Below are 13,364 nucleotides of genomic sequence, written 5' to 3'. Positions count from 1 at the left end.
GCCGTTGTCGTTGTCATTGGCAGACTGCCGGGTGAAGCATGAGCGGCGCTAAGCGCGGCAGGTGCGGGGCGGGAAGATGGGGTCGATGTCTTGTTATCTAACAGATTGATAAAATAATGTACGGAATACATGGCTGTCACCATCCGTTTCCTGAATTTTATGTTATATATTATTACACAAACCTGAATTTCAGACAATATTCACTTTTGTGTGTTAAATATATTGACATGAAAGACCCGTCTCGTTATGATAAGTGTAAGAAAAACGGTATGACAACAGCATAACATTGGTTTTCTAGGGTTCCGCAGCGACGGTCGCTTTTGTTCAGCGCCGCTTGCTGGCAGGTCCGAGAGAGAACACACGGTTACTGACATACCGTGCACACGGAGGGATAAAAGCCCGGGAGGATATCACCACGATATCTTTCCGGGCTTTTTTCTTTCCGCGAATCAGGCGAAGGGCGGGGAAACGATGAAGAACAGAAAGTGGATCATAGGATGGACGGTGGCGGCCTTATTGGCCATGCTGCTCAGCGGCTGTGCGGGCAAGCCGGCGACAGAAGCAACGGGCAGCGGGCAAAATGCCGGAACGGGAGCATCGGGGGAGCCGATCAAGCTGGCTTTAAGCCCGTGGCCGGGCTGGTTTGTCTGGTATCTGGTCAAGGAAAAGGGCTTTTTTGAGAAGCATAACGTCAACGTCGAGCTGGTCTGGTTTCCGGTCTATAGCGATTCGCTGGCCGCGCTGTCGACGGGCAAGGTCGATGCGAACAGCCAGACGCTTAGCGATACGCTTGCGCCGGTGAGCAAGGGCATTCCGCTGAAAGCAGTGCTGGTCAACGACAACTCCAACGGCGGCGACGGGATCGTCGTCAAGCCGGACATTGCCGATTTGGCGGCGCTCAAGGGCAAGCAGGTCGCGACCGAGCTCGGTACGGTCGATCATTTGCTGATGCTGACGGGGCTGGACCGCGCAGGCATGAAGGAAGAGGATGTCAAGTATACGAACATGACAGTCAATGATGCCGGCCCGGCCTTTATTGCCGGCAAGCTTGATGCGGCTGTGCTGTGGGAGCCGTTTCTCAGCAAAGCGCTGCAGGAGGGCAAGGGCAAGCTGCTGTTTTCGTCCAAGGATACGCCGGGGCTTATCCCCGACCTGCTCGTATTTCGCGAGGATGTGGTGAACAATCGTTCGGACGACGTCAAGCATATTATCGAGGCTTGGTTTGACGCGTTGGATTATTGGAAGGCGAATCCGGAGGAATCGCTGCAAATTATGGCCAAGGCGGCAGAGACGCCGCTGGCGGATTACAAGGCCGGCGTGGAGAGCGTGAAAATTTTTCAACTGGCCGACAACCTGAAGGCATTTCAGCCGGGAACGGATTTCACGTCGCTATCGTATACGGCGCAGAAAACGGGCGAGTTTCTGAAAGGGCTGGATATGCTCTCGTCCATCCCGCAGACCGATTCGCTGTTCGACAGCCGTTATATTGAAGAAATCGCCAAGGAGCGCGGTCAGTAGCGCCCGCAGGGACAGGAGGAAAGTCATGAATCAAGTCATCCGTGAAACCAACGCCTCGCGACCTGCCCGCCGCCGCGGCAAACTGTTTGCGATTCGGGGCGAGCTTAGCCGTCGCGGGTATTTGTCGGGCGTACTGCTGGTGGTTGCCGCTGCGCTGCTGGTCTGGAGCGCGCTTAGCTACGGCGGGCTGGTCAACCGCACGTTTCTGCCGACGCCGGGCCAGGTGCTGACGCAATTTATCGCGCAACTGGGCTCCTCTGTGTTTTGGCACCATGTCGGCATCAGTATTTTCCGGGTCAGCATGGGCTTCCTGCTCGCCTGCTTGCTGGGGATTCCGCTTGGCATTCTTGCCGGGACGTTCCGCTTCGCCGAGGCGCTGCTCGTGCCGCCGACCGAATTTATCCGCTACATGCCGGCGACGGCGTTCATTCCGCTGATCATGGTGTGGGCGGGCATTGGCGAGTGGGCAAAAATTCTCGTTATTTTCATCGGCTGCTTTTTCCAGCTGCTGCTGATGGTGGCCGACAATACGCGCGCGGTGTCCAATGATTTGCTGCAAACGTCGTATACGCTGGGGGCGAGCCGCTGGCAGGCGATTGAAAAGGTGCTGATTCCGGCGCTGCTGCCGGATTTGATGAATACGCTGCGGCTGATTATCGGCTGGGCGTGGTCGTATCTGGTCGTGGCCGAGCTGGTAGCGGCGAGCAGCGGACTGGGGTTTGCGATCATGAAGGCGCAGCGTTTTCTGAATACGGATCTGATTTTTGTCGGCATTATTGCGATTGGTCTTCTGGGGCTGTTGACCGACCGGATATTTGCTTATTGTCACCGCCGGTTTTTCCCGTGGCAGGAAGGAGCGAGATAAATGGAAGCAACGCAAACGAATGCGGGCGAGAGAGGCGTGTCGAGAGGGCTGGCAGGGAAAGCCGGCGCATCGGGCGTACCGGATATGCCGGGTAGGTCCGGAGGAGCGGGTCCGATTACGGCGGAGGGGCTCAGCAAGATTTATAAGGGGAAAAAAAGCGAGTTCTGCGCGCTGGATCGCGTGTCCTTCCACGTGCAGGCCCATGAATTCGTCAGCTTCGTCGGGCCATCGGGCTGCGGCAAATCGTCGCTGCTGCGGATTCTGGCCGGACTGGAGACGGCTACGGCCGGAGAGCTGCGTTTTGCCGGGCGGCCCATCGACGGGCCGGGCTCCGAGCGCGGCATGGTGTTCCAGACGTATACGCTGTTTCCGTGGCTGAGCGTGCGCGAGAACATCCAGTTCGGGCTAACGCTCAAGGGGACGCCGCTGTTTGAAAAACGCGCCATCGCCGATCATTTCATGGAGCTGGTCGGGCTCAAGAAGTTTGCCAACGCCTATCCCAAGGAGCTCTCGGGCGGCATGAAGCAGCGGGTGGCGATTGCCCGCGCGCTGGCGAACAATCCGGCGGTGCTGCTGATGGATGAGCCGTTCGGCGCGCTCGATCCGCAGACGAAATCGTCGATGCAGGAGCTGCTGCTGCGGATTTGGGAAAAGGAAAAAACGACGGTCGTGTTCATCACCCACGATATTGAAGAAGCGATTTTTCTCTCGCAGCGCGTCTATGTGATGCAGGCGCATCCGGGGCGCATTCGCGCCGAGATTGCCGTGCCGCCGGGATTCGGGGGCACAGAGGACGTCAAGGACTCCGCTGCCTTCGTGGAGCTGAAGAAGCGGATTATTGCGCTAATCGGCGAGGGGCGCGCGGAGGAGGCGTAGCGCCTGCTTGCCCGGCTGGCTGCGGTAAGGGCTGCGGCCGGATCTTTTATTGGCGAACAAAAAGATCGCTGCCGCCCGCAGCGCCAGGAAAGCGAAGCGGGGGCGCGATCTTTTTTTGCACATGCGCACTACGGCTTGAGCACTTCCAGCACCTCCGGCAAAATTTCGCGTTCGGCGGCGACAATGCCGTGGATTTTGGCGATCAGCTGATCGACGGTCGGGTCGGTTTTGGCTGTGTGACGTTTGAGAATCATACTGCGCAGCACGTTGGCTCCGTGCAGGACGTGGCGCCGGTACTTGTCGGTCAGCGGCTCCAGCCTGGCGGCGTCGGCAAAGCCGTTGCGGCTCATATATTCAAAGCGGCTCGTCATGCAGGCTTTATGCTCGAAAAGGGTATGCACCGGCAAATACGAAATGATCTCGCCGGTTTCCTTGGCCAGCTCCATATCGGCAATATAGCGATTAAACACGTCGATGCCGAAGTGCCAGTCAAGCGGATTGGAGTACATGCGCAGCCGCTCGGACGTATTGCGCGACTCGATGTAATCAGTCAGCAGCTCGCGAACCAGCACCGGATCGAAACGGTAATGGCGATGCTCGCTTTGCCGCTCGCTCAAAAGGAAAATATCGCGCTGGTAGTCCGCGGTAATGTGCGACTCGTCGTAGGATTCGAGGAACTGCTCGAAGCTGATTTTGGCTGTGCCGAATTGGTTGGCCTCCGTCTTGCCGACCACGTCAAACTGCCGGATCTCCAGATCGTAGCCGTAGATGAGCAGGTCGTGAACGAAGTGGAATTTTTGATACAAAAACAGCGGCAGGTAAAACTCGTCCACATAGGTGTAAAAATAAAACCCGCGATCAATGCTCGCCACGATAAAATCAATCGGGTTGCTGCTCATGATCCCTACCGTTTCACGCCGCAAATGCTGAGCCATCACGGCCGGAATCGGGTGAACCCACACGAAGTATTCGTAAAAGTTCACGTGAAAGCTGCCGCGGTCGCCACGCGGGCAGTAGAGCTGGATGTAATTGCTTTGAAACCACGGCTCGTAAGCGTCGCGGTCCGAGATGATTGACTGCGGCAGCGTGTGGTGCAGCTTGGCCTTAAGAATGGCGGGGAAGACGGGAAGGGCGCGGGCGGTCATGGAAAATTCCTCCTTATCGGCTGTTGCTCGGCAAGTTGTGCAAACTGTGCAAAAATGTTAGCTAACAGCTTGTCTCTAAATTGTATGCCGAAAACGTTTTCCGAAAAAGGGAGGGAACCGTATTTGGTTAAAAATACGGAAGGTTTCAACAGCATCTTACAGCTTGACCAGAATGAATCCTATAAAAAGCAGCAAAAGCGCCAGTATTTGCAAACGATTCAGCCGCTCCTTGAACACCAGCACCGATCCGGCGACTACGACCAGCCCGTATGTCGAGAAAATCGGCGCAACCAGCGTGGCCGGCCCGGTCTGCAGAGCGACCGAATATAGCTGGAGCCCGGCGTAGGAGAAGGCGCCGGACAGAAGTCCCCAGCGCAAGCCGGTGCGGGCGGCGTTGAAGCGCGTCGCTTCGGCGGTTACAGGCGCTGCGGCATGGCGTGGCGGAGCCGGAATTGCCGCAGGGGTCGTCGGCGATAGCGCTGCGGGAGCTGCCGCAGCAACCGGCGTTAGGACAGCGGGAGCTGCTTGGCCGTTGACACTGTCTGCGGTCAGCCTCGTGCCGCTTCGCCACGGCAGCAGCGCTGCTGCGAACCAAACGACGGACAGCGCATAGCTGTAGAACAAAATCGGCGTGTTCGCCAGACCGAGCTCAGCCGTCACCTTCAGCCCGCCGTTGCGGAAGAAGAACAACACGCCGCCCAGCGCGACCAGCCCAAACCAGATGCGCTCGCGGATGCTCAGCGGCTCCTTCGGGCGGATCGCGACCAGCGCCGCCGACAGCACCAGCAGCAGCGCCCCGGCCAGCTCCGGTGCGCTGAGCCCTTCGCCGTACACGACCATCGACATGACGATGATGAGCAAGATATTTAAATTCATCAGTGGTGAAGTCAAGCTGGCCGGACCGTAGTCCAGCGCCTTGATGAACACCACATTGCCGAGCGCCGAGCCGGCGCCGATGACGGCACCGGCGGCCCAGAGCCGCCAATCCAGGAGCGCGGCCAGCAGCGAGCCCTCCAGCGCGCTGTTGAGGGCAAAGCCAAGCGAGCCGGCCGCATACAGCCCAAGCAGCAAATGCGGCGTAGAGCCGCGGCGCATCTGGCTGATTTTCATAAAAAAGCCCGTCAGGCCGAATAAAATCGCGCTGCTGACGGCGTAGAGGAACCACATCGGGAAACCGCTCCTTTTTTCAATAGAGAATGCTTGAGAGGCTACATCGGCAAATACGTGCCGGATTCACTGGGTTCCTGCTGCTGCTTGAGCATAAACTGTCGCCCGTATTCGCCGTGCGGATGAATCTGGACGTGTTCGGTTTGAATCGTCGCGTGCTCGATCCCGTAGGTGCGTTTGAGCATCTCGGTAATCGCCAAAATGATGCAAAACGGCTGCACCCGGTTATCGGTCAGCACATGCGCCGAGAGCGAATAGTGGTCGGAGGAAATCGCCCACAGGTGCATTTCATGCACATCCTCGACGCCTTCCACCGCAGCGATGTCGCGGCGAATCTGCTCCAGATCAAAGCGTTCCGGCACCGATTCCATCAGCATCAGGAACGATTCGCGCACGATTTTGGCCCCGCCGGTAAAAATAATCCCCCCGATCACCATACTGATCAGCGGATCGAACCACAACTGTCCTGTCCAGTAAATCAGCCCCGCCGACACGATCACCCCGACCGAGCTGAGCAAATCGCCGATAAAATGCCACAGCGCGCTGCGCACATTTAAATTATCCTCTTCCTCGACGCTGCGGTGCAGCACGAGCGTCAGCACCAGGTTCACCACGAACCCCAGCGAAGCGATGCCCAGCATCAGGCCCAGCTCCATGCGCTCCGGATGAATCAAGCGGCGAATCCCTTCAATGAAAATCCCGAGCGCAATCACCGCCAGCGCCAGCCCGTTCAGAAACGAAGCGATGATCTCAAAGCGCAGAAACCCGAACGTAAACCGCGCATTCGGCGGCCGCGTCGCCAGATGCAGCGCCACCATACTGAGCCCGAGCGCAATCACGTCCGAAATCATATGCGCCGAATCCGACAGCAGCGCCAGCGAATTGGACAGCAAACCGCCAACAATCTCGACCCCGGTAAAAAACGCCGTCAATACAAGCGTCACCCATAACGCCTTGCGCGAATGCTTTTGTTCCTTCACATGATGCAAGTGGTGGAAATCGTACTCCGCCATCAGCCTCGCCTCCCTTATTTAGAATTATTCTAATAAAAGTATTATACGCGCTGCCGCGGCAGATGACAATGAGCAAACGCACAGACAGGGGCGCAAAGCCTTGTGCGAAACGCTTTCATTTTTGTTACACAAATGAAATATTCCTGTTATGGTTCCATAATGTTAAGGAGGTATTATAATAACCAAGACCCCCTTTTTAATATAAAAACTTTGAACCCGGCCCCGTTGGCTGGGTTCCTTTTTTTGTTGTAGCGGAAATAACCCTTGTGGGGTAAGGGTTTACGGGGCGTAGGTATGCTTTTATAAGCTTCAAAAGGCGGTTCTGGTAGGAATCTGGTAGGGTTGCTCCCAAATTGCTGATTTGTTGCAGTTATTCGAGCAAATCCTGTAATGCATTGGCTGCGTCTTGCTGCATATTGGGTGCAAGGTGCGAATACGTGTCTAGGGTAATTTGCACGCTTGAATGTCCTAATCTTTCTTGTACAATTTTAGGATGAATACCTAGCCCTAATAACAATGACGCACAAGTGTGTCTTAGATCGTGAAAGCGGATCGGTTTTAACCCTGTTTTATTGAGAAGTCTAATCCAAATATCTCGAAAGTTTTTCTTTAGGTATGGTCTGCCTTTTTTGGTACAGACTAAATAACCAAGGTCTTCATATTCGTCTCCGGCAGTATTTTTTTCTACCGCTATCCCCGCAATTCGCTGTTCAATTTCTCGGATGACAAATGGGGAGAGGGATATAGCTCGATTCCCTGCATTTGTTTTAGTCCCAATCTGCAAGTTCCGTTCTGAGTCCATAATATGTCTGACCGAAATAATTCCTCGTTCTAGGTCGATATCGGACAAGCGTAGACCGCGTATTTCTCCCATCCTCATGCCGCAGTGAATGGCAAGCATGAATATGATTCTGAGCCTGTGTGGTTGAATGGCTTTGAGGAATGTTTTGGCTTCTTCGGCTGTCCAGTATTTCATTTCTTTTTTTGCAACTTTAGGTTTCGTGACCAGTGCCGCGGGATTTCTCAGTATCAACTGTTTGCGCTCGGCGTCTTTTAATGCCTTGTGAATCATTTTAAAAATGTTTCTTTTAAAACTATCGGAATATTTCGAGGCGTGTACCTTCGTCATGAATCCTTCAACCGTCATTGCGTTAATTTCTGATAACGAGATCTGACTAATCTTATCAGGCATAATGTGATTGCGGATAATGCTGTCATAGCCGATTTTGGTCGATTTTTTAAGGTCAATTCGAGTATCAAGCCATCTAACGAGATATTCCCCCAGAGATAGCTTGGAAGGTTGGACGTAGGTTCCTTTATTAATGGCATCCTTGACGGATATTTCGGCCTTCTCGGCTTCCCTCTTAGTTCTGAATCCACGTTTTTTCTCCGTTCTTCGCTTCCCGTCTGGACTTTTGACTTCAAATGAGTAGTACCACGGATTTGTTTTTACTTTTTCATCTTTGTAGACTGGCATGTTCATTTCTCCTTTGTATAATGTTTCTGAAATGCAAATAAGCAGGAGCAACATACCCCTGCCAATTACATTTTTGTTATTACAGTTGTGATTTTTAATTTAGTCCGTTATGCCGTTTGGGGGAGATCAGGTTATCCCGTTCGTCTCGTATGAGAGCCACTTCTTTTTTAATAGCTTCTTTTCTTCCAACTGTAGTTTCCGGCTCACCGAATTCTAGGACAAGTTTTAAATGTGTTCTTATTAGTTCAAGTAGCCGTGTCTGACAACGTTCTCCTTTTTGTGCTTTTTCAATATGCCTCAATGTGGTTTCGCTCACTTTCCCGTGAAATGAAAATAAGCCGCGACAATGAATGCCGCAGCTTACCAGACTTTTGTATTACTAATTTTGTGAGAACTGTTCGATTTTCATTTTGGCACTGGCTATCACAAACTCTTGAATGCACATTTTAGGAATTCGATATGCTTTCCCTAATTTGAACGATTTTATTTGCCCAGTTTGTAATAGCTCATATGCTTTGTTACGACCAATGGCTAATATTTCACACATGTCATCTACTGAAATCACATCATCGTAATTTTCAAACATACGTTCATTCCTTTCATGGAAATTCTGGTATATAATAAAAACTCTACTAGGTCTCGAAACAGGTAGAAATACGAGGCTTTATTACCTATCAGAATGAATAGTTCCCAAGTTCCCTCGTTCCCAAGTTCCCAATAGCTAGAATTTGTTGTTTTTTTATAGTTGTATTTATAGTCTAAATGCTTATTTTAAGCATCAGTGCCATTGATTAATTCACTTTTTTAAATATTTGTTTAGACGATTATGGTTTATTATTCGTTAAATGCTACCTGATAAGAACATAGAGCGCACGTAAAGTGAAATGAAAAAGCGAGGTATTTACAATGAGCGAAGGTAAATCGTACCCGTTAGATATTTTTATGGAAAGATACGCTTCCTTTACTGACGATTTAACGACTATGGAACAGAACATTGAAAAGCTGAATCGAATCTACGCGAGGGAAAATTTCTGTATTGATCAACATGGGAATCTAGTGGTCAAAGGAGATGTGACTCAGCGTATATGTAACTTCTTTGTTTATCCTACACATAAACTTTATTTCGATCACGGCAACTTTATCGAACTTGAAGGAGTTGCAGTAGTTGCCTATACCAAGCACGAAGAAAAATACAAAAAAGTATACCTGAATCTCACTAATGACTTGATTGAAAGTGGAAGCTGGGTTAGGTCGGAGTATTTGGATACGGAATACGATTTGATGAAAGCATCCCAATACTTCTATCTCAGGTCGGCGCTAAAAATAGCTACTAGACGTATTGGCACAAACGATGTGATGATTTTCGATGGGGAGGATTGGGTAGAAGACGAAGAAGCCGCTGGTCTTTTAAAAGAATATCAAAGCTACATTAAAAATAGGCGCATTTGGGATAAAGTAAAAAATATTGACAGTTTACAAAATACAATTGGTGACTATCTAAAGGCAATGCAAACTTATATTACAGGGAATCAATTGACTACGCATGGAAATGAGCCAATTGACGAAAACACGAATAAAGGATGGGAGAACGACGAATTTTACTTCCTATGGGGTAAGGAATTTTGGAAATGGATGGAGACGAGATTTGCAAGCAAAGATATGACTTTTGACAAGGACAGGTTCATCGATTATCTGGTTGAGCAAAATGTTATCGAGGTAGAGACTGAAAAAAGAGGTAGAATCCGTGTCGAAGTCTGGGAAACGGTATATCCAAAATTTAAAAAACGCTTCTTAAAAATTAATAGGGCAAAATTAGAGCATCTACTAAAGTAGCAAAAAAAGATACACAGACACATGTTAGCGCGTCTGTGTATCTTTTTATTTATATTTCAACACCACATTAGGCTTATGTAATATCCCCCTCACCGACAATAGTCTCTCAGCGTACTAATTTTCTTGATCTGGTGGGTAAGAGTTAGGTGATGTTAGCATGACAATTGATAAGTTATATGTGTGCTATGAAATGACGAAATTAGAATTTAATACGATCTATAAGAAGTTGAATTGTTGCCTAGAAAATCGGCATCAGCTACATAAGGATAAGTACGATAAATCGGCATATGTCACGAATGGATTGTCTCATTTCGGTTTTCAGGAAGTAAGAATGCGCAAAGTCTGGCATACAGATCGTTAGAAATACGACTTCGCCCGGAAATCCTTGCTGATTTGGACGGTTCCAATTATTACGGGTTAACCAGAATCAAAGACTTCAATGAAATCGGTATGAAATTTGATTATGTTCTGAAGGATATACTTGGAATCCAAGTTCCAGTTTTTTTGATTGGCAAGTAAAGCACATCGAATATACGGTTGATCTATTTGTGGGAGAACACCTGCTTCCTATATTATTGTTCTTGTTTAAAAAAGGTAATATACCTGATTATATGTTGCAAAATGAAGTTACACAAAGATACTTTCATTCAGAAATTAACACTTATCTCCATTCAACAAATGTAACCGTTCACTGGTACAATCGATACAAAACTTTACAAGCAAAGGAACGACATGCGGGCAAAGCATTTAAAAATTATGAAATGACAAAGGGGATTTTAAGATTCGAAGTGCAATTGAAGGATTGCCAAAAGAAAGTTAAAGCTTTGTTGTCGGAGGAGCTTTGTCAGAAGCGATTATGGTATTTCTATGACCTGATTGTAGGAAAGGGCAATCATTTTACGCTGGAGAACGCAAAGCAAATTATCCAAAGCAGGGTAAGGAGCCATGTTAAGAAGACTGCGTTAACCAGATTTATCGAGTTTATTGATAGATGCGGTAGTATTTGGGCAGCTAGAGCGCAGTTTCCAAATCAATTAGAATTTAGAAGTGGTAGGCAAAGCACGGCTCAAATCATGGATATCTTTAGCAGCAGATTGCGTAAACTTCGGGAACTGGGTGTTAATCCGATTTGTCTGCCGTTCGGACTGGATATAGACAGGATCGATAATTTAGACAGCAAGATTCGGGAGTATTTTGAACGGCAGATGTAGCATGGAACGAAAGCAGAAGGGGAGATTCCCCTTCTGCTAATTGATCTTGTTAGCTACTACTGCAAGAACCTGCGTTTTTCCTCCTTGCATATTATCGTTATCAAAGATGCCGACTGGAATTGCAGCTATAGTTACAGTATCTCCATTTTTTAAGCTACCGCTTGATACAGTTAAAAGGATATCAACATCAGTCCCGTCTTCTGTACCAATCACAATTTGCGATAAAATCCCGCTTTTTTCAAAGTTGCTTCCTGGCGGATAGTCTTGTACAAATCCAATTTGACCGCTAAACGAGATTGCTTTGCCATAATAATTCCAAGGTGTTTTCATGACATCTGCTGGGGCAGCTTGTGTTGTGTTTTGAGTGACTTCATCGGTTGTTTTTAAAAGCTTTACAGCTAGAGGGATATTGCCGTTTTTCTCAGCGTAAATTTCGCTTGTGTTCCATTGTGGGTTTTTGGCTGCTTCTTCGGTAGCTTTTACTTTGGAGTCTGCGTCTTCTTTAGTTTTTGCATCTTCATTTGCGTTCTCTTTGGCTTGGTCGGTTTTCGCTGTCGCTTCTAAATTAGGTGCGGCCTTGCTGTTTAATTGTTGGGAGGAAGTCGCTGAAGGTGAAGCTACTTCAGTTGTGCCGCCATCTTTACCAGAAGTAACGATGCCGATAGTCATAAAAAGAGCCAAAAGTGCCCAAATGATTCCTACAGTCTTACTGAGCTTACCCACGTTCTTCCATCGAACAAAAATCATGATGTACGGGAAGCAGAGCCAACCTAGAAATTTTAAAAAGCCCATAGCTAATCAATACCTTTCTTTTGTTATTTTTTTAATGATTTAGCGCTTATAGTAGCTTGAAATCGCAGACTTAAGGTACATCCCTTCCTCCCCATGTTATTTTTTCCAAAATACGTCGTGATTCAAGACGATTATACTTAAAGTATCGCTCTTGGTCAACGCCTATAGTCGCTTGTAAAATTACATACTATATCATGTTGTTGGCCTCTGAGAGAACCACTATGGTTTTCATAGAGGTGATTGAAGTGAGCCAAATTTCAATGGTAGTTGGGGAGAATATAAGAGTATTGCGACAAAATCGGGGATTAAGCCAAGAAAAGTTGGCTTTGCGGGCTTCAATAAACACATCTTACATTGGACAGGTTGAACGAGGCGAAAAAAGCCCTACTATAGATACTCTTGAGAAAATTGCTACAGCCTTAGAGGTTACTGTACAAGATTTATTTAAACCAAATGAGGTTGGTTCGATCAAAGTTAATTTTGGTTTTATAGAAAAGGTTACTTATGAGATGCAAAGACGCCCAGCGTGGGAGCAAGAGGAGATATATCATTTTGTGAGAAAGCTCCTATGGTTTCGAGATAAGCAAGAATAAATTAATCAAGATAGGCTGGGAGAGCTGCGGGATTCGCGTTGCTCTACATCAGTCCTTTTTCTCTTAAACTGTAGAAACGATGCCCCGCGATCACTACATGGTCGATTACTTCAATACCGATAATTTCGCCCGCAGCGACAAGTCTGTGCGTTAACTCAATATCCTCTGGAGAAGGTGAAGGATCTCCGCTTGGATGGTTATGAGCGCAGATAATGGAGGCACTTGCACGTTTGATCGCCATGCGAAAAACCTCCCTTGGACAGACAATAGCAGCATTTAAGGAACCTTTGGATACCATTTCCGATGCTACTACATGTTTTTTAGTGTTAAGAAAAAGACATATAAAGTGCTCTTGTTGCAGGTGGCTTAGATCAGGAGCCAGAAGCTCAAATACATTTTGGGGGCTTCGGATAATGAACGGGTCACGGACGGGCTTGGTAAATGCTTTTGAAAGCTTGAGCAGTGCTAGAATTTGACGGCTTTTGCCTTTTCCTATTCCTCGTACAGTTCTAAGTTCTTGCTCAGTGGCTCCGATCAAATCAAAAGCTGAAGGGAACTTTTGAAACAGTTCCTCTATCATGTAGCTGCCTTGTTTTTCACACAAAGACTCTGCGATTAATGCCTTCAAATCATTGTTTTCATTTACGTTCAATACCGATTCCTCCCATTTTAATTTATCGCCAATTCTTACGAAAAGAACATCTCTTTTCGAGTTTAAATAAAACAGCCAAGCGGAGCGCTTGGCTGTTTTATTTAATAAGACTATCTATCAGCATAGATATCCTAAATTAATAATATAGAACTGAATTTGGGAATTTGGCGAGTTCATATTCCTATTTACAATAGTGCTTTTTACTTTTTATCTAACAATATG

At 48.3% G+C, this 13,364-nt stretch carries 13 protein-coding genes and 1 riboswitch; of the genes, 6 read left to right on the top strand and 7 right to left on the bottom strand.

Annotated features, from left to right (window positions below):
• Positions 1–283 precede the first annotated feature (283 nt).
• A riboswitch (guanidine-I (ykkC/yxkD leader) is annotated at positions 284–408 on the top strand.
• Positions 409–471: 63 nt separating this feature from the next.
• The 3 genes from B5M42_RS12975 to B5M42_RS12965 are packed head-to-tail and all read left to right on the top strand — an operon-like array spanning position 472 to position 3,259.
• Complete coding sequence (locus B5M42_RS12975; protein WP_134751086.1) at positions 472–1,518, top strand: ABC transporter substrate-binding protein; 1,047 nt, start codon at positions 472–474, stop codon at positions 1,516–1,518.
• Positions 1,519–1,543: 25 nt separating this feature from the next.
• Positions 1,544–2,383, top strand: a complete 840-nt coding sequence (locus B5M42_RS12970; RefSeq protein ID WP_134751088.1) for an ABC transporter permease — start codon at positions 1,544–1,546, stop codon at positions 2,381–2,383.
• Entirely contained in the window at positions 2,384–3,259 is an 876-nt protein-coding gene (locus B5M42_RS12965; RefSeq protein ID WP_329959307.1) for an ABC transporter ATP-binding protein, read from the top strand.
• A 128-nt stretch (positions 3,260–3,387) separates the two neighbouring features.
• On the opposite strand, the gene B5M42_RS12960 is transcribed toward B5M42_RS12965, so the two are convergent.
• The 5 genes from B5M42_RS12960 to B5M42_RS12940 all read right to left on the bottom strand — a co-directional run bounded on the left by B5M42_RS12960 (position 3,388) and on the right by B5M42_RS12940 (position 8,647).
• A complete protein-coding gene (locus B5M42_RS12960) occupies positions 3,388–4,404 on the bottom strand; it encodes a cysteine peptidase family C39 domain-containing protein (RefSeq protein ID WP_134751090.1) in 1,017 nt (338 codons plus the stop codon).
• A 156-nt stretch (positions 4,405–4,560) separates the two neighbouring features.
• The gene (locus B5M42_RS12955; RefSeq protein WP_134751092.1) at positions 4,561–5,571 is read right to left on the bottom strand and encodes an EamA family transporter; all 1,011 of its coding nucleotides are present in this window, start codon (positions 5,569–5,571) and stop codon (positions 4,561–4,563) included.
• Positions 5,572–5,612: 41 nt separating this feature from the next.
• On the bottom strand, positions 5,613–6,584 hold the full coding sequence (locus B5M42_RS12950) for a cation diffusion facilitator family transporter (protein ID WP_134751094.1): 972 nt from the start codon (positions 6,582–6,584) through the stop codon (positions 5,613–5,615).
• Positions 6,585–6,954: 370 nt separating this feature from the next.
• On the bottom strand, positions 6,955–8,061 hold the full coding sequence (locus B5M42_RS12945; protein WP_167689708.1) for a site-specific integrase: 1,107 nt from the start codon (positions 8,059–8,061) through the stop codon (positions 6,955–6,957).
• A gap of 379 nt (positions 8,062–8,440) precedes the next feature.
• The gene (locus tag B5M42_RS12940) at positions 8,441–8,647 is read right to left on the bottom strand and encodes a helix-turn-helix domain-containing protein (RefSeq protein ID WP_134751098.1); all 207 of its coding nucleotides are present in this window, start codon (positions 8,645–8,647) and stop codon (positions 8,441–8,443) included.
• Positions 8,648–8,967: 320 nt separating this feature from the next.
• On the opposite strand from B5M42_RS12940, the gene B5M42_RS12935 reads away from it, so the two are divergent.
• Positions 8,968–9,894, top strand: coding sequence for a hypothetical protein (locus B5M42_RS12935; RefSeq protein ID WP_134751100.1), 927 nt, complete (start codon positions 8,968–8,970; stop codon positions 9,892–9,894).
• Between the two features lie 548 nt (positions 9,895–10,442).
• The gene (locus B5M42_RS12930) at positions 10,443–11,105 is read left to right on the top strand and encodes a hypothetical protein (protein ID WP_134751102.1); all 663 of its coding nucleotides are present in this window, start codon (positions 10,443–10,445) and stop codon (positions 11,103–11,105) included.
• A 36-nt stretch (positions 11,106–11,141) separates the two neighbouring features.
• On the opposite strand, the gene B5M42_RS12925 is transcribed toward B5M42_RS12930, so the two are convergent.
• Positions 11,142–11,897: a hypothetical protein gene (locus tag B5M42_RS12925; protein WP_134751104.1), complete on the bottom strand. Its 756-nt coding sequence runs from the start codon at positions 11,895–11,897 to the stop codon at positions 11,142–11,144.
• A 221-nt stretch (positions 11,898–12,118) separates the two neighbouring features.
• Here B5M42_RS12925 and B5M42_RS12920 point away from each other — a divergent pair, with 221 nt between their 5' ends.
• Positions 12,119–12,490: a helix-turn-helix domain-containing protein gene (locus tag B5M42_RS12920; protein ID WP_167689710.1), complete on the top strand. Its 372-nt coding sequence runs from the start codon at positions 12,119–12,121 to the stop codon at positions 12,488–12,490.
• 43 nt (positions 12,491–12,533) lie between these two features.
• Here the strand turns inward: B5M42_RS12920 and radC are convergent, their stop codons facing one another.
• Positions 12,534–13,142: a RadC family protein gene (gene radC / locus B5M42_RS12915; protein ID WP_230632885.1), complete on the bottom strand. Its 609-nt coding sequence runs from the start codon at positions 13,140–13,142 to the stop codon at positions 12,534–12,536.
• Between the last annotated feature and the right edge of the window lie 222 nt (positions 13,143–13,364).

Source organism: Paenibacillus athensensis (assembly GCF_004514475.2).
GTDB classification, from domain to species: domain Bacteria; phylum Bacillota; class Bacilli; order Paenibacillales; family NBRC-103111; genus Paenibacillus_AL; species Paenibacillus_AL athensensis.
This window is presented reverse-complemented; position numbering and strand designations above follow the sequence as displayed.

What these genes read in the sequence shown, in the direction of transcription:
- B5M42_RS12975 (WP_134751086.1), top strand. Translation starts at nt 472, where the DNA reads ATGAAGAACAGAAAGTGGATCATAGGATGGACGGTGGCGGCCTTATTG.
- B5M42_RS12970 (WP_134751088.1), top strand. Translation starts at nt 1,544, where the DNA reads ATGAATCAAGTCATCCGTGAAACCAACGCCTCGCGACCTGCCCGCCGC.
- B5M42_RS12965 (WP_329959307.1), top strand. Translation starts at nt 2,384, where the DNA reads ATGGAAGCAACGCAAACGAATGCGGGCGAGAGAGGCGTGTCGAGAGGG.
- B5M42_RS12960 (WP_134751090.1), bottom strand. Translation starts at nt 4,404, where the DNA reads ATGACCGCCCGCGCCCTTCCCGTCTTCCCCGCCATTCTTAAGGCCAAG.
- B5M42_RS12955 (WP_134751092.1), bottom strand. Translation starts at nt 5,571, where the DNA reads ATGTGGTTCCTCTACGCCGTCAGCAGCGCGATTTTATTCGGCCTGACG.
- B5M42_RS12950 (WP_134751094.1), bottom strand. Translation starts at nt 6,584, where the DNA reads ATGGCGGAGTACGATTTCCACCACTTGCATCATGTGAAGGAACAAAAG.
- B5M42_RS12945 (WP_167689708.1), bottom strand. Translation starts at nt 8,061, where the DNA reads ATGCCAGTCTACAAAGATGAAAAAGTAAAAACAAATCCGTGGTACTAC.
- B5M42_RS12940 (WP_134751098.1), bottom strand. Translation starts at nt 8,647, where the DNA reads ATGTTTGAAAATTACGATGATGTGATTTCAGTAGATGACATGTGTGAA.
- B5M42_RS12935 (WP_134751100.1), top strand. Translation starts at nt 8,968, where the DNA reads ATGAGCGAAGGTAAATCGTACCCGTTAGATATTTTTATGGAAAGATAC.
- B5M42_RS12925 (WP_134751104.1), bottom strand. Translation starts at nt 11,897, where the DNA reads ATGGGCTTTTTAAAATTTCTAGGTTGGCTCTGCTTCCCGTACATCATG.
- B5M42_RS12920 (WP_167689710.1), top strand. Translation starts at nt 12,119, where the DNA reads ATGGTTTTCATAGAGGTGATTGAAGTGAGCCAAATTTCAATGGTAGTT.